Origin of the sequence: Rhizobium sp. CCGE 510 (genome assembly GCF_000292525.1) — a bacterium.
Classification (GTDB): Bacteria; Pseudomonadota; Alphaproteobacteria; order Rhizobiales; family Rhizobiaceae; genus Rhizobium.
Map to the genome: position 1 here is coordinate 140478 of NZ_AEYF01000055.1, position 25877 is coordinate 166354.

Genomic DNA, 25877 nt, shown 5'->3' on the forward strand with positions numbered 1-25877 from the left:
GCGGTTTACCGCAGTAAACTCCGCGTTCATCTCCGCGCCCAGGCTTTGTGAACGAGATCGACGATCTCATTATTGACGGCATCCATCGCCTCCATGGCGCGGTCGTAGGTGGCGCGGGTAAACTGGCTCCGCTCCACCTCGTAAAGCGTCTGGTTGGTCATTGCCGCATCGGAGATTGCGACGCTGCGCAACATCGGATTGGTCAACACGTGGTTCTTGAACATCGAACGCATGAAGGCAACCATCTGCGTCTGCGGCCCGTCCTGCGGGTCGTAGCGGGTAACGAGATAACGAAGCCAATCGAGATTCATGTTGCCGCCGGCGCCCTTCAGCGTATTCAGAACCTCACCGAGCATCTGCAAAAATTAGGCGACATCGACATGACATCGAGCATCTGAGGATGGACGGTGATCAGAACCGCCGTTGCGCCGCAAATGGCGCTCATCGTCAAAAAGCCGAGCTGGGGAGGGCAGTCGATGATGACGACATCGTAATCGTCGGCGACCGAGGACAGCGCCTCGTCGAGCCGCGCGAAGAAGACGCGTCCATAGTCGCCGGCCTTGCCCTGAGCAAGCACTCGCGGCGTATCATGCTCGAATTCCATCAACTCGAGATTGCCCGGCACCAGATGAAGGTTCGGGAAATTCGTCGGCCGGATGATCTCTTTCAGCGGTCGCCGCTGGTCGTCATAGCGAATGGCGGCGTAGAGCGTCTCGTTCTCGTTGACGTCGAACTCAGGCTGAAACCCATGAATGGCGGAGAGAGACGCCTGCGGGTCCAGGTCGACGGCAAGGACGCGATGACCGGTCAGGGCAAGGTGCTGGGCAAGATGCGCGGCACTCGTCGTCTTTCCACTGCCACCCTTGAAGTTGACGACCGCAACGACCTGCAAATGTTCGTTGCCTCGACGATGACTTAGGTAATGGGTTCCGGCGCGAGCATTCTGTTCGAGGAAGCTGCGCATCTCTTCCATCTGCGCCGCCGTATACGATCGACGGCCGGACGGCGTGACCTGCGGAAGAGGACCTTTGCCCTCCAGCGACAGATTACGAAGATAGCCGCTGGTGACGCCGAGGAAGCGCGCCACTTCAGCAAGCTGAAACTCGCGCAGCCCCTTCAGCGCCCGCGGCGGAAACATTTCGAGCCGATGCTGCTTTAGCTTGTCGGATAGCTCCTGCGCCTGACCAATAATCAGCTGGTCGACATCGGAAATTGCTTTTTCTATCTGCGGTGCCATATTCATGGAAATCTCGAAAATGCGATTTGAAAGCCCGGCGAGCCTAGAAAACGCATTTAGTCCCGATTCTGGGAAAGTGGCAAGGCAAATAGGGTTAACAAGACCCTACCGCGAGGTTGTCCAATCTTTTTCAGAGGCTTGGACATGCCGCCGGTAGCACTGCCGGCGAAGCAATCCCGTCCTTACAGGCAGAATCGCAAGAACAATGATCACATCGGCATCATAGCCGATCAGAAAAGTTGGGAATCGAAATATCGATGTGTGCGGCGCGGCGAAGCAAGCCGGCAACGGCGAGGCATGTGGACAGGGGACGGCCGTTTAGTGGCGCGTGCCGAGCAGGTCGCCGCCATCCTGGCCGCTTTCGTGGGAAAGGGACACGCCGCTTCGGTCGAGGTCGTGCATCAGGGCGCCGAGTGCAAGGTCCAGGCAATAGGCGGAGAATTCGGCGTTCAGGTCTTTGGCGTTCTCTCGGGCATAGGCAACGAGCCTCGCGAGCGATACCAGCTCCTTGAGCTCTTCGTCACTTTTCGGCGTCATCGTCGCTTCGGTTGCATCGCGCATTTGAGAATTCTCCCGCTTGCCTTGCCGGCGCATGCCGACAGAGCAAAGGCAGCTTAATCCTCTTGAACGAAAGACGCGCGTGACACGGGCGTGACAGGATTTTTTTCGGCACCACTTTCCGGCGTCAGCCTCAGAAACCGGCCCTGCGTAGGGCCTCGCGATACTGTTCCTTCTGCCATTGCTCCTTGAAAGGAACGACGGAAAGCCATTTGTCGACATCGAAATCCGGATAGATCTCGCGCACCTTGCGCATATAGAGATGCGCGTTTTTCATATCGCCGAGCATCGCCCAGCAGGCAGCCGAAAGCCGGTCGGCCGGTGTGCGGTCGTCCATTGCCGAGATTTGCTCGAGCGCCTCGGCATAACGGCCGAGGGCGAAATTCGCGCCGGCCGCAGTCCATAGATAGTCGGTCGGGCACAGCGGATTGAGGGAGATGGCCCGCTTGATCTTGGCCAGCGCATCGGCAGGCCGCGACGCGTGGACGAGCGTATCGGCATAACTTGCGATGCCGTCGGCGTAATGCGGGCTCAGCTCTTCCGCGAGCTTTAACGCCAGCACGCTTTCGTCAAGATCTCCGAGATAAAGTTTGGCAACGCCGAGTTCACGAAAGCCGGCCGCAAGCGAAGGATCGGCGACGATCGCCCGGTTCGCATAATCCTCCGCAAGTCCGAGCAACTCCCTGTCGCCGCGTGCCGTCAGCAGCCATTCGACAAGAAACGTGCGCGACAATCCGCTGAGCGCAGGGGCGAAATGTGCGCTGTGCTGAAGCGCCTCGCGGAAAGCCTTTCGGGAGCGGCGCACGTCGGGGAGGGCAAGCCGCTTGATATCCCGCAGACCGAGAAGGTAGCTGTGATAGGCAGCCGAGTTGCCCTCGAAGGAATCGCGCATGGTTTCATGTCGGCGGACCTGGCCGGCAAGCTCTCTAGCGATCCGCCGGGCGATGTCGCGCCGGTGACTTATCAATTCGTACTTCTCAAGGCTGAAACGCTCGGCCCAGATGACTTCATCGCTGCCGGGATGGATCAGCTGGACAAAGAGCGCAGGGTTGCCCGAACGATCGGTCAGCCTCGTGTCGAGTACATAAGAAATCGAATGACGCAGGATCAGCTCAGTTCTGTCGGCATTGCGTGCAATCCGAGCGGCCGTGTGGGGCGCCACCACCGAAACCGTGTTCAGCGCGCAGAGGCCGATGGTGACGTCCTCGATCAGCGCTTCCGAGAGCATCGGCAAGGCACCGCCCGCATCGGTCCCGCCCGGCGGCAGCAGCACCAGACGGGGCAGGGGGCCAAGGGGCAAGGGACCAGGAACTCGAACGCTGCCGTCGAGCGGCACCGCAACGCTCTGCGCGAATTGACCGCCGGCAAAGATCTTACGGACCTCTGCCAGCGCCTGAACGTCAAGGCCGATATCGAATTTGCTTTCCAGCTGATGTTTGCTGGTCTCGAAAAGCCGGCGCGCTTTCTCCAATTGTCCTTCCGACTCGTAGGCCTCGAGAAGGATACGACGAATGTTCTCGTCATCCGGCGCCTCGCGGAAAATCCTGAGCGCCGCTTCCTTGATCAGGCTCACATCCTCCCTCGACCGGGCCGCGGGCAGCGCCGTCTTCAGCGCATCCACCAGGACTGCCATGTGCCTGTCGCGCTGGGCTGCGATCCATTGCCGCGTACCGATGCTTTGGTCGGTGAGACCCGCCAGGAAATCCTGGCGAAGGATGGTAACCAGTCGCCGCAGCTTGCCAAGGGCGTCGTTGCCATCGGGCTGGACGAGTTCGGAGAAATCACCAGCAAATGCGTCCGGCCTGACCTGCACACCGGTCGCCGTGAAGATCAGAAGTTCGGTGCCGAGCTGGGTCTGACGCGCCTGGACACGCGATATGGTCTTGCGCAGATTGGCCATGATGTCAGAATTGTCATGGCTGTCCCACAAGAACCGTGCCAACGCCGAGCGCGGATATTCGCTCTCAGCCCCTTCGCGCAGATCACGGTCCAGCAAATAACAAATCGCCAACAGGCCCTTTTCCGGAAAAGCCGCTGGTTTCCCGGCCGGATCGATTAACCGCAACTCACCAAACGACTCGAGCCTGAGCTTCATGCGAATATGCCTGACTATTCTCCAAGCGGAAGGGTGATATCCGCTGCGGAGACGCCCAATGTTACACCGCGGCTTTCCGTCTGCGCCATTGCCTTCACCAGTGCAATGATCGAATCACGGATATTCCGATCGGCAATTTTCAGAAAAGCGCGATTGAGCACCAATCCCTCTTTCGTTCTGAGGAATTCGACGACCGGATCGGTGTTTGTGGGCAGATCCAGCCCTTGCAACGTCAACGGTTCGGAATTTTCCTGTTCAAAGAAGAAGCTCGGCGACGTGTGGAGCACCTCGGCGATTCGCTGCAGACGGCTCGCGCCGATACGGTTGATGCCCTTCTCGTATTTCTGAACCTGCTGGAAAGTCACGCCGATTTGCTCGGCAAGCCGTTCCTGGCTCATTCCGAGCAACTGCCGGCGCATTCTTATGCGCGCTCCGACATAGCCGTCTATTGCATTCGGTGTTTTGACATTCATCGTGTGTTTTCAGCCTCGATCGCATTTTTCATCAGCGCAGCTGTAGTATCCCCCGCACCAGTTTTCCATGGTTGTTTTTATATCGCATACTATATATGCGGTGGTCGCGACCGATTATGGTATGAAGCCCCCTCCAGTCAGAGGTAAGGGCGACGTAGACTTAGGCGACAAAAGGACAAATCGAACAAAAGCCGTACCGATCCTGATGAAACTGGGCTGTGATCGCCGCCGGGCTTGCGCTAAATGCACTTCAGCGACCGTCGCTTGATCATCTCTCCCGGCCCCGATCGCCCGAAATCCATCGAACAACAGCGACGCGGCACGGCAACCACCGGGCCGTTCAGGAGAAACGTCCATGGCAACCGTTGCCGAGACCGCACCCCGTTTCGAAAAAACAACGATGTCCATCCTGGTGGCGGTCAGCTTCTGCCACATGCTGAATGACATCATGCAGTCGCTGCTGGCCTCGCTCTACCCGCTGTTCAAGGCGAACTACAATCTCGATTTTGTTCAGATCGGCCTCCTCACCATGACTTTCCAGGTCACCGCTTCACTGCTGCAGCCACTCGTCGGCATCGTCACCGACCGCTGGCCGATGCCCTATTCCCTGCCGGTCGGCATGGCGAGCACCTTCTGCGGCCTCATCCTGCTTGGCAATGCCGGCAGCTTCGCATTGCTGCTCGTCGCTGCCAGCCTGATCGGCTTCGGCTCGGCCGTCTTCCATCCCGAATCCTCGCGTGTCGCCCGTCTTGCCTCCGGCGGTCGCCACGGTTTTGCGCAGTCGTTCTTCCAGGTCGGTGGTAATGCCGGCCAGGCGATCGGTCCGCTGCTCGCCGCATTCATCGTGCTGCCACTTGGCCAGCACAGCGTCTCCTGGTTCGCCGCCATCGCCATGGTCGGCATGGTCGTGCTGAGCTGGGTCGGCAACTGGTACATGAGCCACAGGCGCCAGAACGCCAGCAAGCCGGCGGCAAGTAGGACCCTGCCGCTGCCGCAGAACAGGGTCGTCTGGGCGTTACTGATTCTCGTCCTGCTGACGGCGACGAAGAATGTCTACATGGCGAGCGTGTCGAGCTATTTCACCTTCTATGTCATCGACAAGTTTGCGCTGAGCATACAGCAGGCGCAGCTGATGCTCTTTCTGTTCCTCGGCTCTGTCGCCGTCGGTACGTTCCTCGGCGGGCCGATCGGCGATCGCTTCGGCGCCCGTTTCGTCATCTGGTTTTCGATCCTCGGCGTCATTCCTTTTGCGCTTCTCCTGCCCTATGCGAACCTTTTCTGGACGGGCGTCCTCAGCGTCGTCATCGGCCTGATCTTCGCTTCGGCATTCTCGGCGATCGTGGTCTTCGCCCAGGAACTGGTGCCCGGACGCGTCGGCCTGATTGCCGGCGTCTTCTTCGGCTTTGCATTCGGGGCAGGGGGGCTTGGTGCAGCGCTGCTCGGCAGTTTCGCCGATACTCACGGCATCGATTTCGTCTACCGCATCTGCTCCTACCTGCCGCTGCTCGGCCTGCTGACGGTCTTCCTGCCGCGCATTCCCAAACAGAAACCAGCCTGAGGCGATATCGCCTCGGATAGTATCAAGCCCGGAAGATCACGATGTTTGGGCTCTAAGCATCAGGGGATTTCATACGCGACGATCAATCACGGGATGAACGTATTTTTCTCTTCCCACCGGCAGGAGGGATCACCATTCCTTTAATCCACTATTTTTATAGATAATATTCATCCAATGATGACGCTGGTCTCGGCATGATATGGAAGGAAACGGCATGTCTGCTTACAAATTGGTCGGCCTTGCGGGTAGCTTCAATCGCCCCTCGAAGACCTTCGCGCTTGTCGAAAACGTCGCTGGCCTCGCCAGTGAGAAATACGGCTTCGACAACACTCTCTATGACCTCACCGATGTCGGCCCTTCGCTTGGCCAGGCGCTGCGCCGTGACGATCTCGACAATCGCGCAAAGGAAGTCATCGACGACATCGTCAATGCCGACGTGCTGGTGATCGGAGCGCCGACCTACAAGGGCAGCTATCCCGGCCTCTTCAAGCATCTGATCGACCTGATCGACCCGCATGAGCTGCGCGCCAAACCAATCATCATCACCGCGACCGGCGGCGGCGACCGCCATGCGCTGATGGTCGAGCATCAACTGCGCCCGCTGTTCGGCTTCTTCATGTCGCACACGCTGCCGACGGCCGTCTACGCGTCGGACCGCGACTTCACCGATTACCGTGTCTCATCCGAACAACTTTCCAACCGCATCACCGAGGTTATCGGTGAGCTTACGGCTTTCTTTCCCAACCGGCGTCACGCTCTTATCGCTGCCGAATGAAGAGTGTCGGAACAGGCTGAAACGGCGCCCCCTGAGGCGCCGTTTTCGTTTCGGGCACCATGCTCATCTCGTCATAGTCCACAAATTTGATGGAAATTTATCCTGCCGATATCGATGGCAGGGCAAGAGTTTTTCCGACCCTTCCTCCACATCAGACATTCGTGCTTCGCGCCCGATACGCGCATTTGCCATGATCGGCCAGCTTGGGGCGCTTGGCCTCATCCAGTCAGACGGGATATAAAATGACCAAGAACAAAAATCTTCACGGCCTCCACCTTTCGCGCCGGGCGGCTCTTGCCGCCGTCGCCGTTTCGGCTGCCGCACTCTTTGCCTTTGCAGCACCCGCTCCTTCTTTTGCTGAGGACAAGTCGATCAAGGTCGGCATCATGGCCGGCGAAGATGAAGACGTCTGGCGCGTCGTCACCAGCGAGGCGGCCAAGAATGGCCTCAAGATCGAGACCATCACCTTCAACGACTATACGCAGCCGAATGAAGCGCTGGAGCGCGGCGAACTCGACGCCAATGCCTTCCAGCACCAGCCCTATCTTGACAACCAGATCAAGCAGCACGGCTACCATATCGCTCGCGTCGGCTATACCGGGGTCTGGCCGATCGGCCTGTACACCAAGAAGTACAAGTCCGTCGCCGACATTCCCGAAGGCGCCGTCATCGGCGTGCCAAACGATCCCTCGAACGAAGGCCGCGCGCTACGTGTTCTCCAGGCCCAAGGCCTGATCAAACTGAAAGACGGCACCGGCATTCTTGCAACGGTTGCCGACGTCACAGACAATCCGAAGAAGATCGAGATCAAGGAACTCGACGCCGGCATCGTCGGCCGTTCGATCGACGATCTGGATGCCGGTATCGTCAACACCGACTGGGCGCTGAAGAGCGGTCTTTCGCCGGCCGAGCGCATTGCCCAGGAACCGATCGCCGACAATCCCTACCGCAACTTCATTGCCGTCAAAGACGACAATAAGGACGCCGAGTGGGTCAAGACGCTTGTCTCTTCCTATCAGAACGAGACCGTCAAGGCCGAGTTCGACAAGGTCTACAAGGGCACGGGTCTCAGCGCCTATTGATCCGAAATCAGGCCGGGTTAAGGCCTACTGAGAGGCGGCCCGGGGTTTCTTGCCCGGGCCGCCTTCCGTGTTTGCAAGGAAAAGCATATGAATTCCTTCGTCTCCACCACAGTGATCGAAGCACAGCCGCAAGCGGCGGCCGAAGAAGTGGTGCGGCTGACCGACGTCAAGCGGCGGTTCGGAGCCACCGCCGCACTCGACGGTATTTCACTGACGGTCAGAAAAGGCGAGATCCTCGGTATCATCGGCCGTAGCGGTGCCGGCAAATCGACCCTGATCCGCTGCCTGAACGGCCTGGAGCGCGCCGATAGCGGCGAGATCCTGATCGAAGGCCGTGACATCACCGGACTTGCAGAACAGGAACTGCAGCCGCTGCGCCGCCGCATCGGCATGATCTTCCAGCATTTCAACCTGCTTTCGGCCAAAACAGTCGAAGAAAACGTTGCCCTGCCACTGAAGATCGAAGGGGTTGCAAAAGCTGAACGCTTGAAGCGGGCGCATGAGTTGCTTGACCTCGTCGGCCTTGCCGACAAGGCGAAATCCTACCCCTCATCGCTGTCGGGCGGTCAGAAACAACGCGTCGGCATTGCCCGGGCGCTTGCGGCACGACCAGCGCTGCTCTTGTCCGACGAGGCGACATCGGCGCTCGACCCGGAAACGACCCGGTCGATCCTGACGCTCCTCAAAAGCATCAACCGTAAGCTCGGACTGACCATTCTGCTGATCACCCATGAGATGGAAGTGGTGCGCGGCATCGCCGATCGCGTCGCCGTCATCGATGCTGGGCGGATCGTCGAGGAAGGGCAGGTCTGGTCGGTCTTTGCCAACCCCAACGCTGATATCACCGCAAGCCTGCTCGGCGGCATCCGCCCGCAGCTTCCTGATCACATCGCCGGCCGGTTGTCGGCAACGACGGGCAGCGAGGCGATCCTCAGCGTCGATCTTGCCGGACCTGAAGCGCAGGGTGCGCTGTTTGCCGACCTCTCGGCGGCGCTGCCGCATTCCTTCCGCCTCGTCCATGGCGGCATCGATCATATTCAGAACCAGCCGGTGGCGCGGTTCTTCATCGCCATTCCGACGCGCGATCCCGCGCTTGCCGGAAAAGTCGAACAATTCCTGACGGCGCGTTCCGCCCGGGTGGAGGTGCTTGGTTATGACACCGATCATGCTTGAACTGCTTGTTCGCTCCCTCTGGGAGACGATCCTGATGACTGTCGCCTCAGGCGTGATATCCCTCGTCGCCGGCCTGCCGCTCGGCCTTGCGCTGGTCGCAACGGCACGCGGCGGCATCGCCGAAAACCTCTGGATCAATCGCGTGCTCGGCGGCATCATCAACGGCTTCCGCTCGGTGCCCTTCATCATCCTGCTGGTGGCGCTGATCCCGCTGACGCGGTTGATCGTCGGCACCGCACTCGGCACATGGGCAGCCATCGTCCCGCTCGCCATCGCCGCGACGCCCTATTACGCCCGCATCGCCGAAGTGTCGCTGCGCGAGGTCGACCGTGGACTGATCGATGCCGTGCGCGCCATGGGCGGCGATCGCTGGACGATCATTCGAGAGGTGCTGGTGCCCGAAGCGCTGCCTGGCATCGTTGCCGGTTTCACCGTCACCCTGGTGACGCTGATCGGCGCTTCGGCGATGGCCGGCGCGATCGGGGCCGGCGGCCTTGGCGATCTCGCCATCCGCTATGGCTATCAGCGCTTCGAAACCAATGTGATGATCGCGGTGGTGGTGGTCCTCATCGTCCTCGTCTGCGGCATCCAGTGGCTTGGTGACCGGCTGGTCGCCAAGCTGGATCATAGATAGATCAGCGCCTGTACCCAGCGGCGGGATGAGCGGCGGGCAACCTGCCATTTCCGCCGCCGAAGAGCTTCTGCCGCAGCGGCCCTTCAGCATAGTCCGCCTTGAAGACGCCGCGCTCCTGCAGCACCGGCACCACCAGGTCTACTAAATCGCGCAGGCTTTCCGGCGCCACGGTCCGCGCCAGATTGAAGCCGTCGATGCCGCCTTCCGCGATCCATGTCTGCAGATGATCGGCGATCTGTTCCGGCGAGCCCACCATCGGCTTCATCCCGCTGCCGGGAACCATCTGGTCGATGATGTCACGCGGTGTCACCGGCTTCGCCGCCTGTTTGGTGATTGAAGCAAGTGCCGATTGATTGGCGTTCGTCGAACTCTGACTGATGACCTCATCCAATCCATATTTCGACAAGTCGATGCCGATGGAGGCGGAGTAATGCGCAAGCGAAGCCTCGACGCTCGCATGACGGCGATAATCCTCAAGCTTGTCGCGTGCTTCCTTCTCCGTTCGCCCGACGACGACGCTGACCAGGTTCAGGATTTTCAGTGCATCGGCGCCGCGGCCGATTGCCTCTGCTTTTGCCCGCAACGCATCAGCGGTCGACCTGGCCGCTCTCGGATTCGAACTGGCGATGAAGACACATTCGGCGTGCCGTGCGGCGAAATCCTGCCCGCGAGCCGAAGCCCCGGCCTGGAAAAGCAGTGGCGTGCGCTGCGGAGACGGCTCGCAGAGATGGATGCCCTGCATCCGGTAATATTTGCCGTCGTGACTGACAGTGCGCACCTTCGACGGATCGGCATAGATGCCGCTCGCCTTGTGGCGCAGAACCGCATCGTCATCCCAACTGCCCTCCCAGAGCTTGTAGACGATCTCGAGATATTCCTCGGCGGCGTCGTAACGTGCGTCATGTTCCGGCAGCTTGTCGAAACCCATGCTGCGAGCGGCGCTGTCGAGATAACCGGTGACGATGTTCCAGCCGATCCGCCCCTTGGTCAGGTGGTCGAGCGTCGACATGCGCCGCGCCAGAAGGAAGGGCGGCTCAAAGGTGGTGTTGACGGTGACGCCGAAACCCAGATGTTTGGTGACATAGGCCATCGCCGAAATCGGCATCAACGGGTCGTTGACCGGGACCTGCGCCGCCGTCTCGATCACCGGCGCCGGGCTGCCCTTGTAGACGTCATAGACGCCGACGATATCGGCAAGGAAGATACCATCAAGCTTGCCGCGTTCGGCGGTCTTGGCGAACTCCGTCCAGTAATCGAGATCGGTATAGCCCACCGACCTGTCGCGCGGATGCGCCCACAGGCCGTGATTGATATGCCCGACGCAATTCATATCGAAAGCATAGATCTGCATTGTCTTCATGAGACGAGTCCTCAGCCGGAAATAAAAATCAAGGATTTGTATCGCACGGCGATCCTGTGGAATGGTAGGGTCCCGATGAGAAAGCGGAGGAAACGGATGACGAAGAAGACGCTGTCGGATTGGACGGAGCTTGCGCAAAAGGATCTGCGCGCCTCGCCAGAAACCCTGACCTGGCAGACGCCGGAGGGTATCGCCGTCAAACCGCTCTATACAGCCGAGGATCTAGAGGGCGCCGAGCACCTCGGCTCGCTTCCCGGTTTTTCGCCGTTCACCCGCGGCCCGCGCGCGACGATGTATGCGGGCCGGCCGTGGACGATCCGCCAATATGCCGGCTTCTCGACGGCGGAAGCGTCGAACGCCTTCTACCGCCGCAACCTGGCCGCCGGCCAGAAGGGCCTGTCGGTCGCCTTCGATCTCGCCACCCACCGCGGTTATGACAGCGACCATCCGCGCGTAGAAGGCGATGTCGGCAAGGCGGGTGTGGCGATCGACAGCGTCGAGGACATGAAGATCCTGTTCGATGGTATCCCGCTTGCCGATATGTCGGTGTCGATGACGATGAATGGCGCCGTCATCCCGATCCTCGCCGCCTTCATCGTCGCCGGTGAGGAGCAGGGCGTTTCGAAGGCCGATCTGTCGGGCACCATCCAGAACGACATCCTCAAGGAGTTCATGGTCCGCAACACCTATATCTACCCGCCCGAACCTTCGATGCGGATCGTTGCCGACATCATCGAATATACGGCAAGGGAGATGCCGAAATTCAATTCGATCTCGATCTCCGGCTATCACATGCAGGAGGCCGGAGCGACGCTCGTCCAGGAACTCGCCTTCACGCTGGCCGACGGCCGCGAATATGTCAGGGCGGCAATCGCCAAGGGTCTGAATGTCGACGATTTCGCCGGCAGGCTGTCCTTCTTCTTTGCGATCGGCATGAACTTCTTCATGGAGGCGGCCAAGCTTCGTGCCGCCCGGCTGCTCTGGACCCGGATCATGGAGGAGTTCCAGCCGAAGAAGGCGTCCTCGCTGATGCTGCGCACCCATTGCCAGACCTCCGGCGTCTCGCTGCAGGAACAGGACCCCTATAACAACATCATTCGCACCGCCTTCGAGGCGATGTCGGCCGTGCTCGGCGGTACGCAGTCGCTGCACACCAACTCGTTCGACGAAGCGATCGCGCTGCCGACGGAGTTTTCCGCCCGCATTGCCCGCAACACGCAACTGATCCTGCAGCATGAAACCGGCGTCACCAAGGTGGTCGATCCCTTAGCTGGCTCCTATTACGTCGAGAGCCTGACAAAGGAGCTTGCCGACAAGGCTTGGGCGCTGATCGAGGAAGTGGAAGCGTTGGGCGGCATGACCAAGGCCGTCAACGACGGCGTGCCGAAACGGCTGATCGAAGAAGCCGCGGCGCGGCGCCAGGCGGCCGTCGACAAGGGCGAGGAGGTCATCGTCGGCGTCAACCGTTACAGGCTCGACAACGAACAGCCGATCGACATTCTGGAGATCGACAACAGCGCGGTACGCACCGCGCAGATCAAACGCCTCGAGGAAACGAAGCGTCGCCGCGACAGCAACGCCGTGCACGAGACGCTGGCGGTGCTGGCGAACACCGCACGCAGCGGCCGCGGCAACCTGCTCGAAGCCGCGATCGAAGCGGCGCGAGCCCGCGCTACGGTCGGTGAGATATCCGACGCCATGCGCGAGGCCTTCGGCGATCACGCCGCCACGCCGGAGGTCATCAGCGGCGTCTATGGCGAAGCCTATAGCGACGAGCCAGAACTCGCCGTGCTGAAGACCCGCATGGCGGAGGTGACGGAGACGATGGGGCACCGGCCGAAGATCATGGTCGCCAAACTCGGCCAGGACGGGCACGACCGGGGCGCCAAGGTGATCGCCTCAGCTTTCGGCGACATCGGTTTCGACGTGCTCGCCGGTCCGCTGTTCCAGACGCCTGACGAAGCCGCAGGCGTCGCACTCAGGGAAAAGGTCAACGTCGTCGGCGTCTCGTCGTTGGCGGCTGGTCACAGGACATTGCTGCCGCAGTTGATCGACAGACTGAAGGAAAAGGGCGGTGGCGAGATCATCGTCGTCTGCGGCGGCGTCATCCCCCGGCAGGACTATGCATTCCTGCACGAACACGGTGTTGCGGCCGTCTTCGGTCCGGGTACCAACGTTCTCGAGGCGGCAAACTCCGTTCTCGACCTGCTGCAGGGCAGGCGGCGGAATCAGTAGGTTACAGCAATCCGCGCTTTGCGAGATTGCCCATCAGCGCCGAAATGCCGAAGGTCCAGGGTGGGCATTCGGTGGAGAGCCGCACGGTGTTGACGAGGGCACCGAGCCCTGCCGAGGAAATTTCGACGACATCGCCGATCTTGTGGGTGAAACCCTGCTTCGGCGCGTCGCGATCCTGGGTCGGCGCAAACAGCGTGCCGAGAAAGAGCATGAACCCGTCGGGATATTGATGATGGGCGCCAACCGTCTGTCTGACGAGATCGGTCGGGTCGCGACTGATCTTCGACATCGAACTCTTGCCGTGCAGCACAAAACCGTCCTTGCCTGACACCTTCAGGTCGAGTTCGGCCTTGCGCACATCATCGAGGCTATAACCGGCATCGAACAGGCGGATGAAAGGACCGATCGAGCAGGAGGCGTTGTTGTCTTTGGCCTTGCCGAGCAGCAGTGCCGAGCGCCCCTCGACATCGCGCAGGTTGACGTCATTGCCGAGCGTCGCCCCCTTGATTTCGCCGCGGCTGTTGACCGCGAGCACGATCTCCGGCTCCGGATTGTTCCAGGTCGAGATCGGATGCAGGCCGACATCCGCCCCCCAGCCGACGGAGGAGAGCACCGGCGCCTTGGTAAAGACTTCGGCATCGGGGCCGATGCCGACCTCGAGATATTGCGACCACATGCCCTCGTCGATCAGGGCCTGCTTGACCTTGGCGGCTTCCTGCGAACCGGCCTTCAGGTTGGTGAGGCTGCCGCCGATCAGCGTGCTGACGCGCTCACGAATCGAGGCGGCGCGTTCCGGATTGCCGGCAGCCTTTTCTTCGATGACGCGCTCGATCATCGACTGGGCGAAGGTGACGCCGCAGGCCTTGACTGCCTGCAGGTCAACAGGCGCAAGCAGATAGGGATGCGCTTCATCCGGTGCTCCGGAGCTGTTGGCGGCGATCTCCTCCAGGGAGCCGATCGCCTTGCCGCTTGCAGCGCGAACAAAGCCGGCGGCATCCTGTCTCTCGAGCAGGGCGCTAAGTGTCGGCGCTTCGCGCGACGTGATGTCGACCAGCGCGCCCTCCCGAAGCACCACGACACTCGGCCCGCCAACCTCGGGATTCCAGATGCGGCCGACAAAAAGACCGGCCGAAGCGGCAGCATCGAAAAGGGGATGAGACATGGTGATCTTCCGTCACAGCGAGCGGGGAGCGCTCTTTTGGATTTTGCGGGGTGGTGCCGCCCTCCGACCCGGCGGCGGCCAAAATCGATCACATTCACGCCGACGGGGCAAGATGCGCCGGGGAAAAAGAGTTTTGCCCGATCTGCGCAAGCGGCTTGTTTGGCGCGGAATTCCCACCGCAAAAGCCCGAAAATAACTATTTAGATACAAATTCGTCGTTTTGTTTCATACACTTAATATTCGATCCGAACGTTTCCACCCCTTATCTCGCCTTGACAGGCGCCGCCTTTCGTTATCTGTTTTGCTTAGACATGGAGGAGGCTGGCCCTTGCGGGCCGGATGAACATCCGAGGAGGATATTGCAGCGATGTTGAGATTTGCCGTCGTCGGAATCGACCATGGGCATACGTTCGATCACGTGAAGGGATTGCTTGCCGCAGGTGGCGAGTTCGTCGGCTATTGCCCGCAGACTTCGGTGCCGGCATTGCGCGAGGCCTTCGAGAAAACCTATCCCGATGCGCCGCAGATCGGCCGGGAAAAGCTGTTCGACGATCCGTCGATCGACGTCATCTGCATTGCCGCGATCCCGCGGGACCGAGCCGGGCTTGCCATCCGGGCGATGAGGTCGGGCAAGGATGTGATGACCGACAAGCCCGGCGTGACGACCTTCGCCCAATTGGAAGAGGTCAGGCGGACCGTCGCCGAGACCGGTAAGATCTTCTCGATCTGCTTTTCCGAGCGTCATTGCGTGCGCTCCGCCGTCAAGGCCGGCAAGCTTGTCGCCGAAGGCGCGATCGGCAAGGTGATCCAGACGCTCGGCGTCGGCCCGCACCGGCTGCAGCTGCCGACCCGGCCGACCTGGTTCTTCGATCCCGAAGCCTTCGGCGGCATCATCGTCGATATCGCCTCGCATCAGGTCGATCAGTTCCTGTTCTATACCGGCTCGAGCACCGGCGAGGTCATCGCCAGCTCGATCGGCAATTTCGGCATGCCCGACAAACCGGCCTTCGAGGATTTCGGTCGAGGTGCTGCTGCGCTCCGACAGGGCGGCGGGTTATGTTCGCGTCGACTGGTTCACGCCGGAGGCTTTGCCGACCTGGGGTGACGGCCGCCTCACCATCCTCGGCACCGAAGGTTATATCGAACTGCGCAAATATATCGATATTGCCGGCCGGCCGGGCAAGGATCACCTTTTCCTGGTCAACGGCAAGGAAATGACCCACATCGATTGCAGCGATGAAAAGCTCGATTACTTCGATGCTTTCACCGCCGATGTCGGCAACCGAACGCAGACGGCGATGACCCAGGATCACGTTTTCGAAGTCTGCCGCCTTTCGCTTGAAGCCCAGACGAAAGCCGCGCGGATCGGCGCTCGCTGAGGAGGATATCATGACCAGGAAATTGCGCGTCGGTGTCATCGGCGCAGGCATCGCTGCGCGGCATCTGGCCGGCTTCGGCTGGAACAAGGAGCTTTTCGAGGTTCCCGTGCTCTGCTCGCTCGACGAGGAGCGCGGCAGGGCGCTGTGCGAGGAGTACGGCATCGGCGAGTATACGCAGGACGCGGATTCGCTGTTTGCCCGTGACGATCTCGACATCATCGACATTTCGACTCCGCCGAGCTCGCATTTCGAACTCTGCCGCAAGGGCATCGAATCCGGCAAGCACGTGATCTGCGAGAAGCCGCTCTTCGGCTCGATCGCCGAGGTCGACGAGATGGGGCGCATCCTCGATCGTTACCCCGGCAGGAAGCTGATGCCGATCTTCCAGTATCGCTACGGCTCCGGCCTGCAGAAGCTGAAGCTGCTGATCGAAAGTGGCCTCGCCGGCAAGCCGTTCCTGACAACGATCGAAACGCATTGGTGGCGTGGACCGGATTATTACGCGGTGCCGTGGCGCGGCAAATGGGCGAGCGAACTCGGCGGCGGCCTTCTCGGCCATGCAATCCACGCCCATGACATGCTGAATTATGTGCATGGCCCCTGCGCCGAAGTGTTTTCCTATGGCGCAACGCTGGTCAATCCGATCGAGGTCGAGGATACAGCAGCCCTTTCGGTGAAGATGCAGAACGGCTCGCTGGCGACGCTGTCGATGACACTCGGCTCGCGCAAGGAGATCTCGCGGCTGCGCTTCTGCTTCAACGACCTCGTCGCCGAAAGCATCATCGAGCCCTATACGATGGGCCGTGATCCGTGGACGTTCGTCGCCGGGACAGAGGAACATCAGGCGCGGATCGACGAAGTGCTCGCCGCCTATGTGCCTGGCGAGGATGGCTATACCCGTCAGTTCGAGCTCTTCCACAAGGCGATCGTCGAGGATACTGACCCACCGGTGACATTACAGGATGCCCGCAATTCGCTGGAACTGGTAACGGCTGCCTACTTCTCGCAGCGAACCGGACAACCGACGCCGATGCCGATCGCCGCCGATCATCCGCTCTATCGCTCCTGGCTTCCGGCAGGGGAATGGCGTGCTGCGGCCACCGTCTGAACAGGGCTCTCCGATGCTGAAATCCTTCGAGCATGTCGGCATGACGGTCAGCGATATGGACCGCGCTATCGATTTCTACTGCGGCCTGCTCGGCCTCAGCCTCGTACTGCGCAAGACGATGGCGAACGGTATGCAGGTGGCATTCCTCGACGCAGGCGGCGGCATGCTGGAGGTCTTTGCGCCACCCGGCGGCGCGTCGAGGGCGATCGACGTGCCTGAAGATACGGCCGGCGTCCGGCACCTCACTTTCCATTTCGACAATGTCGACGAGACTTTCGCCCGCCTTGAACAGGCGGGTGTCGAGATCAAGGAGCGGCCGCGCTTCGCCGTCCACTCCGAGATGCTGAACAAGATCGCCTTCGTTCGCGATCCCGACGGCATCATCGTCGAGCTTGCCGAACGCTCTCAGAGACGCCAGGGCTGACACAGGCGGCGCCGATCGCTTCGCTGCGGGCGGTCAGACCGTCCCGCAGCAGATCGATCAGGCGCCGGATGAGCTTTGCTGCCATGCAAGGTTCTCCTCAGCTCGCCAGCTTGGCGCTGATATAGTTGCGCCAGCCGCCAAGCGCGGTGATTTCCTCGGCACCTTTCACCGCATGCGCCTCGCAGACGAAGCCGGAGACGCTGGAGCCGTCTTCGAGCAGCAGCTTACCGATGCCGAGGGGTGCCGGAATTTTCTGGACGAACCTGCCGAAAGCATCGGCCGGCAGTGCCCAGACCTCGACCTCCAGCCCCTGCCCCTTATGGCCGGGGTCGCGCAGCAGCCCCGGTTTCGGCGGCGTGGTATTGGGCAGAACGAAGAGGCGATAATCGCCTGATGTGCGGCAGGTCTTGACCAGACGCCCGCCCGCCAGTTCGTGATTGAGCGGCATACCGGTCAGATGTGCGCCAACGACCGCGATTTCGATGAAACCTTCATCGCCGAGAGAGACGTGGCTTGCTTCGGGGATCCCGGCCTGCCGGTCGATGCCCATGCCGGAACCTGCTGCACGGTGCAGCGCATCGGCAAGCGGCGCCAGCGCGTCATCGGTAAATGCAGGTGCAATCACCGTCACACCGCCTGGTAAGCCGCCTTTTCCGAAACCGGCCGGAACGGCGATCGCCGCGCAATCGAGCAGGTTGACGAAATTGGTATAGCGGCCGAGGCGGCCGTTGAGCACGACGGGATTGGCCAGCATGTCGGCGACCGTATAGGTGGTCGGTGCAGTCGGCAGCAGAAGCACGTCGGCCTTTTCCCATTCGGTTTCGGTCTTGCGGCGCAACTCCTCCAGCCGATAGCGGCCGTTGAAAGCCTCCACCGCGGTCTTGCCCTTGGCGCCCTCGATAATCCCCCGCACCGTCGGATCAAAATCGTCCGCATTCGTGGCAAGGAAATCCTCGACCGCCGCCAGACGCTCGGCAACCCATGGCCCGTCATAGAGGAGGGCTGCCGCCTCGCGGAATGGTGTGTAGTCGAACGGCACGATGGTCGCGCCGAGTGCCTTTGCCCGCTCGATTGCCTGGTCGTAGAGCGCCTCTACTTCCTTGTCACCGAAGAATTCCCGCTCGGCGCCCGCCAGAACGCCGATGCGCAGCCCCGATACCGGCAGGGTCATCGACTTGGCGTGGCGCGAGAAGGGATCGGCAGCATCGAAGCCTTCGGCGACTTTGCGGATGGCCACGCCATCGCCGACGGTTGCGGCAAAGATCGTGATGCAGTCGACGCTTTTGCACGCCGGTATGACGCCGGTGTTCGGCAGGAGACCGGGTGTCGGCTTGATGCCGACTAGGTTGTTGAAGGCGGCCGGCACGCGGCCGGAGCCCGCCGTATCCGTACCGAGCGCGAAGGCGGCGAGCCCGGATGCTACCGTGACTGATGATCCGGAACTCGAGCCGCCGGAGATATAAGCCGCATCGAAAACCGAACGCGGCGCGCCATAAGGAGAGCGCGTGCCGTTGAGGCCGGTCGCGAACTGGTCGAGATTGGTCTTGCCGATAATGATGGCACCGGCTGCTTTCAGCCGTGCAACGACGGTGGAGTCCACCTCCGGCCGATACGCATAGGCCGGGCAAGCGGCGGTCGTCGGCAGGCCGGCAGCATCGATATTGTCTTTCACGGCGAAGGGCACGCCCCAGAGCGGCAGGCTGTTTGCCTCCGGCGCGCGTGCCATTAAGGCCTTGGCGGCGGCGCGCAGCTCTTCATCCGGCACCGGCGTGATGAAGATCGCCGCATCTCTAGAGGCGGCACGCCGCGCAATCACCTCTTGGATAGCGTCGAGCGGCGTCAGGCCGGATTGATAGGCGGCGCGGAGGCTTGAGAGATCGAGGATGGTCGGCAGCATGTCAGCATTCCTCCAGAACGACGATGATATCGCCGGCTTTGACGTTTCTTCCCGGTCCGGCGCGCAGGTCGCGGACGCGGCCTGCCGCATGGGCGGTGACGTTGATTTCCATTTTCATCGATTCGATGATGGCAAGTGTATCGCCGGCCGCAACCGAGGCACCCGGCTCGACCAGCAATTTCCAGATATTGCCGGGCACGGCGCTGGCAACACCGAAGCAGCCGTCGGGAATATCCCCGTCCGGACTTTCGCCCGTGCCTTCGTCGGTGACGAAGCTGTCAAGCCCGGCATCCTTCCAGCGCTGGCGTTCGGCCTCGAAGGCGGCTTGCTGCGTTGCCTTGAAGCGGCCGATCGACGCCGCGTTGGCCTGCAATTCCTTCTCGTAGGCGGCATAGGAGAATTCCGTCTCCTCGATCTGGATGGGATAGCCCCCGTGCGGGAAGGCGGCGCGCGCTTCCGTCAATTCCCCGTTGCTCACCGGGAAGAAACGGATCTGGTCGAAGAAGTTGAGCAGCCAGGGTTTGCCCTTGGCAAAGACCGGGGTCTCTCGCCATGTGTTCCACACCTGGATGGTCCGGCCGAAGAGCTGGTAGCCGCCCGGCCCTTCCATGCCGTAGATGCACATATAGGCGCCGCCGATGCCGACGGCGTTCTCCGGCGTCCAAGTCCGGGCAGGATTGTATTTCGTCGTCACCAGGCGATGGCGCGGATCGGTCGGTGTTGCAACCGGCGCCCCGAGGTAGACATCACCGAGACCGAGCACGAGGTAACTTGCGTCGAAGACGATGTCGCGCACCGCCTGCTCATCGGGAAGACCGTTGATGCGGCGGATGAACTCGATATTCGACGGGCACCACGGCGCGTTCGGGCGCACGAGCTCCTGATACTTCCGCATCGCAAGCTCCGCATCCGGATCGTTCCAGGAGAGCGGCAGATGCACGATGCGGCTCGGCACCTTGACATCCTGTGCCGCAGGCAGCGTCGCTTCGATCTCGAAAAGCAACCCGAGTAGCCGTTTTCGTGTGAGCTGCGTGCCGTCGTAATGGATCTGCAGCGAACGGATGCCGGGGGTCAGATCAACGACGCCGGGAAGACGCGCCTCGACGACCGCCTGCATCAGCAGATGCACCCGCAGCCGAAGCGCGATATCAAGCGTCATCGGCCCATATTCGACAAGCAGATTGTCGTCTCCCTGACGGCGGTAGACAACGGAAACCGGGCCATTCTCGCTGGTACCGACGATCGGCGAACCCGTCTCTTCAAAAGCCCGCCGCACTGCCGGGCCGGCGATCGGGTCTTGCGGGCGCGCCACCGCGTGAAAACGGACGCGGTCGCCGGGCTTGAACTGACCCATCTTCCATTGCTCGTTGCGGGCGATCACCGCCGGGCAGACGAAGCCGCCAAGGCTCGGACCGTCAGGGCCGAGAATGATCGGCATATCGCCGGTGAAATCGATGGCCCCGATCGCATAGGCATTGTCATGCAGGTTGGAGGGGTGCAGCCCCGCCTCGCCGCCATCGCGGCGCGCCCAAACCGGCGCCGGGCCGATAAGGCGCACACCGGTGCGGGCGCTGTTGAAATGCACCTCGTAAGCCGTTGAGAATAGTGTCTCGATATCGCTATCCTCGAAGAAGTCGGGCGCACCGTGCGGGCCATAGACGACGCCGACATCCCATTCGCGGGTCAAGGCGGCAGGCTCCGTCGCAGGCGTTGCCGGTTCGGCCGGTGCCTGTCGGGCAAAATGCAGCACATGACCCGTCCTCAGCGTGCCGGTGGCGTTGCCGCCGAACTGGCCGAGGCCGAACGTCGCCCGCGAGCCGAGCACGATCGGTGCTTCAAAACCGCCGGCGACGGCGAGATAGGCGCGTTGCCCCGGTCCTTCGATCGTGCCGATCGACAGAACCTGTCCGGCCCGGATCGTTACCGGCTCGTCATGCGGCAGCCTTATCCCATCGCATGTCATCGGCATGCGGGCACCGGCCAGTGCGATCGTCTGGCCGGTATAAAATCGCAGCGTCGGGCCGGAAACCGTCAGTTCGAGCGCAGCCGTCACATCGGCATTGCCGACCAGCCGATTGGCATGGCGGAAGGAACGCTCATCCATCGGACCGCTCGGCGGTACGCCGACATGCCACAGGCCAAGCCGGCCCGGCAGCTCCTGAATGCTCGATTGCGCGCCCGGCGCCAGTACTTCGACGACATCAGGAACGAAGGCAAAATCGCGCAGCGCCGTCGTCGCAACTTTGGCACCGGCAAGCAGTTCGGAAGCAGCAATGGCCCTGAGATAATCGAGATTGGTCTCGATGCCTGATATCGATGTCGCAGCAAGTGCTGCCTTCAGTTTCTCGATCGCCGCCGGCCGGTTTTCCGCTGCCACGATCAGCTTGGCAAGCATCGGGTCATAGAAGGGCGTCACCTCGGTTCCCGTCTCGATCCAGCCGTCGACGCGGGCATTGTCGGGGAAAATGACTTCGGTCAGCAGGCCTGCGCTCGGGCGGAAATCGGCATGCGGCATTTCGGCATAGATCCGCATCTCGATTGCCGCGCCGCTCGGCTTCAGTTTCCCGGCGCCCGAGAGCACGTCCTCGCCTGCCGCCTGCCGGATCATCCATTCGACGAGATCAATGCCGAAGACGGCTTCCGTAACAGGATGCTCGACCTGCAGACGGGTATTCACCTCGAGGAAATAGAATTCCTCGCGCTGGGGATCATAGATGAATTCGACGGTGCCGGCCGATTCATAGGAGACCGAGCTTCCCAAATCGACCGCCGCCTTGTGCAGCCGCGCTCTTGTTTCGGCCGAAAGCCCAGGGGCGGGCGTTTCCTCGACCACTTTCTGGTTTCGCCGCTGCAGCGAGCAGTCGCGTTCGCCGAGTGCGATCACTCTGCCCTTGCCGTCGCCGAAGATCTGCACCTCGACATGGCGCGCTCGCGCAACGAAGCGCTCGATATAGACGCGCGCATCGCCGAAGCTAGCGCGTGCGGTCCGCTGCACGCTTTCGAAGGAGGCCGCGAGGCCTGCCGCATCAGCGCAGAGCTGCATGCCGATGCCGCCACCGCCGGCCGTGCTTTTCAGCATGACGGGGTAACCGACGGTCTCGGCGGCCGAAAGCGCCTCCTCGACGCTCTGTAGGAGATCGCTGCCGGGCAGCAGCGGCACGCCGCTCGCTTTCGCCAGTTGGCGCGCCGTGTGCTTCAGGCCGAAGGCCGACAGATGTTGCGGCCGTGGGCCGATGAAGGCGATGCCTTCGGCGGCGAGCCGTTCGGCAAAGCCGATATTCTCCGAGAGGAAGCCGTAGCCCGGGTGAACGGCTTCAGCACCGGTCGCCTTGCAGGCGGCGATGACGGCGTCGACGTTCAGATAGCTTTCTGCAGCAGGCGCCGGGCCGAGGTGTACCGCCTCGTCGGCAGTCAGCGCCGGCTTCGAGAACCGATCGGCATCGGAATAGACGGCAACCGAAGCGATGCCCATCTTCTTCAATGTCCGGATGACCCGGACGGCGATTTCGCCACGATTGGCGATAAGGACCTTGGTGAACATCGATCAGTCCTCGCCATCCCAGATCAGCACCCGGATCGGCGTCGGATCGAAGCCGTTGCAGGGATTGTTGATTTGCGGGCAGTTTGAGATGACGCAGAGCACGTCCATGTCAGCCACCAGCTCGACGTAGTCGCCCGGTGAGGAAATGCCATCGACGATGGTCATCTCTCCGTTTGGCTTGATCGGCACGTTCATGAAGAAGTTGATATTCGGCACGATGTCGCGCTTGCTCATGCCGTGCTTGGTCACCTCGAGCACGAAATTGTCGCGGCATGCATGCAGGTATTTCGTGCCATGGCCGAAGCGCACGGTGTTGCTCTCGCAGGAGCAGGCGCCGGCTGATGTGTCGTGTCGACCGCAGCTGTCGGCCGTCATGACCAGCATGACATTGCCTTCGCTGGAGATGATTTTCGTGCCGGTGCCGATATAGGCGCCACCCTGCGCCCGCATCGTATCCTGGTTGGAGTAACGCTCGGTAAAGTCATCGGCACGGTAAAACAGCGTGTCGATCGCCTGCTGTCCGTAGCTGTCTTCGATGCGGATGGTCTGGCCCTTGCGCACAATGCCGGACCACGGCGCTTCGGCCGGGATGAAATGGTCCTGCACGGCGTTTTCGAGGCTGCGCGAAGCTGAAGTCTTGATGAAATCGGTCATAACAATCCCCCTCAGGCCAGCATCGAGGCATTGTTCTCGAAGCCACGAAGGGCTTCGGCGGTCGCCGTGCGCGAGAGATCGTCGGCTGCGTGCGCGGCTGCGCGAAAGCGCGTGACGATGACAGACTTCGGCGCAAAGACCGGGTCGGGATCGAGCGGATGCGGGCAATTCGAAAAGCCGACGATCATGTCCATCTCAGCGCGCAGCTCGGCATAATCGCCGCTGTTGGAGCGCTTGCCGCGCCAGTGGAAGCCGCCGTCATCATCGACGCGGACGGGGGCGAAGAGATTGAGGATCGCCGGGATGTCGCGCCTGGTGAGACCGAGCTTGCCGGCGACGAGCACGAGATTGTCGCGGGTGTTGCGCGTCTTGGCGCCAGGATATTTCGCAGCGTTCGAAGCTGCCGTCGAGCCGCCCATCAGGCAGTCATGGGCGCCCGAACTGTCCTCGATCAGTGAAAACATTACCCGGCCCATATCCGAGAAGATGACGCGGCCCTTTCCGAGGGAGGTGGTCCACTGCACCTTGACCGTATCGACGAGATTGAGCCGCTCGCTGGTGTCGATGGCATTCCAGGCGACGAGCGCCACGGTCGATGCGCCTTCGCCCTGATCGATGCGGAGTGCCTCGCCGCGCTTCAGCGCGGTCGACCAGTACCAGCCGCCGGGGATGGTCTCCTGATGGATGATCGCAGCCGCATCGATTGCGGCGGCGGGCAGGGGGCTCGGCGCCGGCAGGGCCTTCGGCGCGAATTCCAACCCCTTCTTCTGATGTTCCTCGTAACGCTGCCGGTTGGCGGATATCTCTTCGGGCGAACGCCTGACATGCATCATGGTTTTTCTCCTGACGGACTGGAAGCCGGGTCGTCCCGGCGAAGGCCCAGAGAAATGACCGGGCCGTCCCGGTCGGGGCTGAAGACGGAGGGCGCGCCGGCAAGTCTCGGCGGCCAGATCGAAATATCCTTGGTAATCGTCGCGCCGTAGCGCTGCTTTTCCTCAGGGCGGTCACGCCGGCGCTCGAAGGCGACGACGCGTGTTGCCAGCGTGAAAGCCTCGCGCATGTCGTGCGTCACCATGACGACGGTCATCTGCGTTTCGTGCCAGAGCCGCTTCATCAATGTGTGAATCTCGGCGCGGATGCCGGGATCGAGTGCGCCGAAGGGCTCGTCGAGCAGCAGCACCTTCGGCTTCATGATCAGCGCCTGCGCCAGCGCCAGGCGCTGCTGCATGCCGCCTGATAGTTGCGCCGGATATTTGTCCTCTGCGCCGGAAAGGCCGACTTCGGCAATCAGCGTTCGTGCTTCGTCCATAGCACTGCGCCGGGCGCCGCCGAGAAGCTTGGCCTTATAGCGGGAGGCGGAGAATTCCCGTCCGAGCAGCACGTTGCCGAGCACGGTCAGATGCGGGAAAACGGAATAGCGCTGGAAGACGACGCCGCGGTCCGGCCCAGGCTCCTGCGGCAGCGCTTCGCCGTCGAGCAGGATTGCGCCCCGTGTCGGCCGCTCCTGGCCGAGCAGCATGCGCAGAAACGTCGTCTTGCCGCAGCCGGACGGGCCGACAAGCGCGACGAAGGCACGCGAGGCGACGGTCAGCGACACGTCTTCGAGTACGATCTGGTCGCCATACTCCTTCCAGACCCTCTCGATCACCAATTCGCTCATGCCTGCTTCTCCAGTTCCGACCAGGGGAAGACGGCAATGCGGATACGATCGAGGATGTAGTTCATGAGCACAGCGAGCAGCGTGATCCAGACGACATAGGGAAAGATGATGTCCATCGAGAGATAGCGGCGTACGAGGAAGATGCGGTAACCGAGACCGGAATCCGACGAGATCGCCTCGGCCGCGATCAGGAACAGCCAGGCGGGACCGAGCTGAAGTCTGAGGCAGGTGATCAGCCGGGGCAGGATCTGCGGCAGTACGACGCGAAGGCCGATCTGCCAGGAGGAGCCGCCGAGCGTTTCAGCCTTAACGATCTGTTCGCGCGGCAGCTCCAGCGCCTTCAGCGCAAGATCGCGGATCATCGTCGGCGCGACGCCGATGACGATCAGCGCGATCTTGGAGGCTTCCCCAAGCCCCATGGCGATGAAGAGGATCGGCAGCAGAGCCAGCGGCGGCACCATCGAGATGACGGCGACGAAGGGGGAGAGCAGCGCCCTGAGATAGGGCAGCATGCCGATCAGCATGCCGATGATAAGCGCAGTGATCGTCGAGATGCCGAGGCCGGCGAACAGCCGGATCAGGCTGGCGCCGGTATCGGACCACAGCAGATATTGGCCGGTGCGCGGATCGGCGATGAAGGCCAGGCGGTCGATCGCGTCGGCAAAACCGGCAAGGCCGGGCAGCAGCTTGTCATTGGCGTTGTCCGCCAGCCGCGCCGCCGAGCCGAAAGTGTAGGCAACGATCAGCAGCACGAAGGGCAGCAGCGTCAAGGCAAGCTGCGCGCCGCGGCTCGGCCTCGTGTTGATCCAGCGCATGGGGAAAGCTCCGCTGATGAAAGGTTTGGCGGCGCGGTCAGGACCGCACCGCTGCTT

19 protein-coding genes and 2 pseudogenes are annotated in these 25877 nt (G+C 61.6%); 9 read left to right on the forward strand and 12 right to left on the reverse strand.

Annotated features, from left to right (window positions below):
• Positions 1–26: 26 nt before the first annotated feature.
• The 4 genes and pseudogenes from repA to RCCGE510_RS31565 form a co-directional block, all read right to left on the reverse strand.
• A pseudogene (gene repA / locus RCCGE510_RS31550) lies at positions 27–1243 on the reverse strand (plasmid partitioning protein RepA).
• A gap of 312 nt (positions 1244–1555) precedes the next feature.
• Positions 1556–1798 carry a hypothetical protein gene (locus RCCGE510_RS31555; protein WP_007637241.1) on the reverse strand — a complete coding sequence of 81 codons (243 nt, stop codon included), beginning with the start codon at positions 1796–1798 and terminating at the stop codon, positions 1556–1558.
• A gap of 130 nt (positions 1799–1928) precedes the next feature.
• Positions 1929–3890: an SARP family transcriptional regulator gene (locus tag RCCGE510_RS31560; protein ID WP_007637242.1), complete on the reverse strand. Its 1962-nt coding sequence runs from the start codon at positions 3888–3890 to the stop codon at positions 1929–1931.
• Positions 3891–3904: 14 nt separating this feature from the next.
• Complete coding sequence (locus tag RCCGE510_RS31565) at positions 3905–4363, reverse strand: helix-turn-helix transcriptional regulator (RefSeq protein ID WP_007637243.1); 459 nt, start codon at positions 4361–4363, stop codon at positions 3905–3907.
• Positions 4364–4718: 355 nt separating this feature from the next.
• Between RCCGE510_RS31565 and RCCGE510_RS31570 the strand changes: the two genes are divergently transcribed.
• From RCCGE510_RS31570 to RCCGE510_RS31590, 5 genes are all read left to right on the forward strand, one after another.
• A complete protein-coding gene (locus RCCGE510_RS31570) occupies positions 4719–5921 on the forward strand; it encodes an MFS transporter (RefSeq protein ID WP_007637244.1) in 1203 nt (400 codons plus the stop codon).
• A 214-nt stretch (positions 5922–6135) separates the two neighbouring features.
• The gene (msuE, locus tag RCCGE510_RS31575; protein ID WP_007637245.1) at positions 6136–6696 is read left to right on the forward strand and encodes an FMN reductase; all 561 of its coding nucleotides are present in this window, start codon (positions 6136–6138) and stop codon (positions 6694–6696) included.
• Between the two features lie 242 nt (positions 6697–6938).
• The gene (locus RCCGE510_RS31580; RefSeq protein ID WP_007637246.1) at positions 6939–7778 is read left to right on the forward strand and encodes a MetQ/NlpA family lipoprotein; all 840 of its coding nucleotides are present in this window, start codon (positions 6939–6941) and stop codon (positions 7776–7778) included.
• 87 nt (positions 7779–7865) lie between these two features.
• Positions 7866–8951 carry a methionine ABC transporter ATP-binding protein gene (locus RCCGE510_RS31585; protein WP_007637247.1) on the forward strand — a complete coding sequence of 362 codons (1086 nt, stop codon included), beginning with the start codon at positions 7866–7868 and terminating at the stop codon, positions 8949–8951.
• Positions 8932–9585, forward strand: a complete 654-nt coding sequence (locus tag RCCGE510_RS31590) for a methionine ABC transporter permease (RefSeq protein ID WP_007637249.1) — start codon at positions 8932–8934, stop codon at positions 9583–9585. Before RCCGE510_RS31585 ends, RCCGE510_RS31590 begins: the two co-directional genes overlap by 20 nt.
• Before the next feature lies 1 nt (position 9586).
• Here RCCGE510_RS31590 and RCCGE510_RS31595 read toward each other — a convergent pair whose 3' ends face one another.
• A complete protein-coding gene (locus RCCGE510_RS31595; protein ID WP_007637251.1) occupies positions 9587–10945 on the reverse strand; it encodes an LLM class flavin-dependent oxidoreductase in 1359 nt (452 codons plus the stop codon).
• A gap of 96 nt (positions 10946–11041) precedes the next feature.
• On the opposite strand from RCCGE510_RS31595, the gene scpA reads away from it, so the two are divergent.
• Positions 11042–13180, forward strand: a complete 2139-nt coding sequence (scpA, locus tag RCCGE510_RS31600) for a methylmalonyl-CoA mutase (RefSeq protein ID WP_007637253.1) — start codon at positions 11042–11044, stop codon at positions 13178–13180.
• A gap of 1 nt (position 13181) precedes the next feature.
• Here scpA and RCCGE510_RS31605 read toward each other — a convergent pair whose 3' ends face one another.
• Positions 13182–14342, reverse strand: a complete 1161-nt coding sequence (locus tag RCCGE510_RS31605; protein ID WP_007637255.1) for a fumarylacetoacetate hydrolase family protein — start codon at positions 14340–14342, stop codon at positions 13182–13184.
• Positions 14343–14709: 367 nt separating this feature from the next.
• Here RCCGE510_RS31605 and RCCGE510_RS31610 point away from each other — a divergent pair.
• The 3 genes and pseudogenes from RCCGE510_RS31610 to RCCGE510_RS31620 all read left to right on the forward strand — a co-directional run bounded on the left by RCCGE510_RS31610 (position 14710) and on the right by RCCGE510_RS31620 (position 17253).
• Positions 14710–15721, forward strand: a pseudogene (locus RCCGE510_RS31610) (Gfo/Idh/MocA family oxidoreductase).
• 10 nt (positions 15722–15731) lie between these two features.
• Positions 15732–16829 (forward strand): Gfo/Idh/MocA family oxidoreductase, encoded by a 1098-nt coding sequence (locus tag RCCGE510_RS31615; protein WP_007637256.1) that lies wholly within the window; start codon positions 15732–15734, stop codon positions 16827–16829.
• A gap of 13 nt (positions 16830–16842) precedes the next feature.
• A complete protein-coding gene (locus RCCGE510_RS31620; RefSeq protein WP_007637257.1) occupies positions 16843–17253 on the forward strand; it encodes a VOC family protein in 411 nt (136 codons plus the stop codon).
• Positions 17254–17350: 97 nt separating this feature from the next.
• Here the strand turns inward: RCCGE510_RS31620 and atzF are convergent, their stop codons facing one another.
• The 6 genes from atzF to RCCGE510_RS31650 are packed head-to-tail and all read right to left on the reverse strand — an operon-like array spanning position 17351 to position 25820.
• Positions 17351–19150, reverse strand: coding sequence for an allophanate hydrolase (gene atzF / locus RCCGE510_RS31625; protein ID WP_007637259.1), 1800 nt, complete (start codon positions 19148–19150; stop codon positions 17351–17353).
• A gap of 1 nt (position 19151) precedes the next feature.
• Positions 19152–22691, reverse strand: coding sequence for an urea carboxylase (gene uca / locus RCCGE510_RS31630; RefSeq protein WP_007637261.1), 3540 nt, complete (start codon positions 22689–22691; stop codon positions 19152–19154).
• A gap of 3 nt (positions 22692–22694) precedes the next feature.
• Positions 22695–23345: an urea amidolyase associated protein UAAP2 gene (locus RCCGE510_RS31635; RefSeq protein WP_007637263.1), complete on the reverse strand. Its 651-nt coding sequence runs from the start codon at positions 23343–23345 to the stop codon at positions 22695–22697.
• An 11-nt stretch (positions 23346–23356) separates the two neighbouring features.
• Positions 23357–24178: an urea amidolyase associated protein UAAP1 gene (locus tag RCCGE510_RS31640; protein ID WP_007637265.1), complete on the reverse strand. Its 822-nt coding sequence runs from the start codon at positions 24176–24178 to the stop codon at positions 23357–23359.
• Positions 24175–25005, reverse strand: a complete 831-nt coding sequence (locus RCCGE510_RS31645; protein WP_007637267.1) for an ABC transporter ATP-binding protein — start codon at positions 25003–25005, stop codon at positions 24175–24177. The genes RCCGE510_RS31640 and RCCGE510_RS31645 overlap by 4 nt, the downstream gene beginning before the upstream one ends.
• Positions 25002–25820 carry an ABC transporter permease subunit gene (locus RCCGE510_RS31650; protein ID WP_007637268.1) on the reverse strand — a complete coding sequence of 273 codons (819 nt, stop codon included), beginning with the start codon at positions 25818–25820 and terminating at the stop codon, positions 25002–25004. The genes RCCGE510_RS31645 and RCCGE510_RS31650 overlap by 4 nt, the downstream gene beginning before the upstream one ends.
• Positions 25821–25877: the final 57 nt, after the last annotated feature.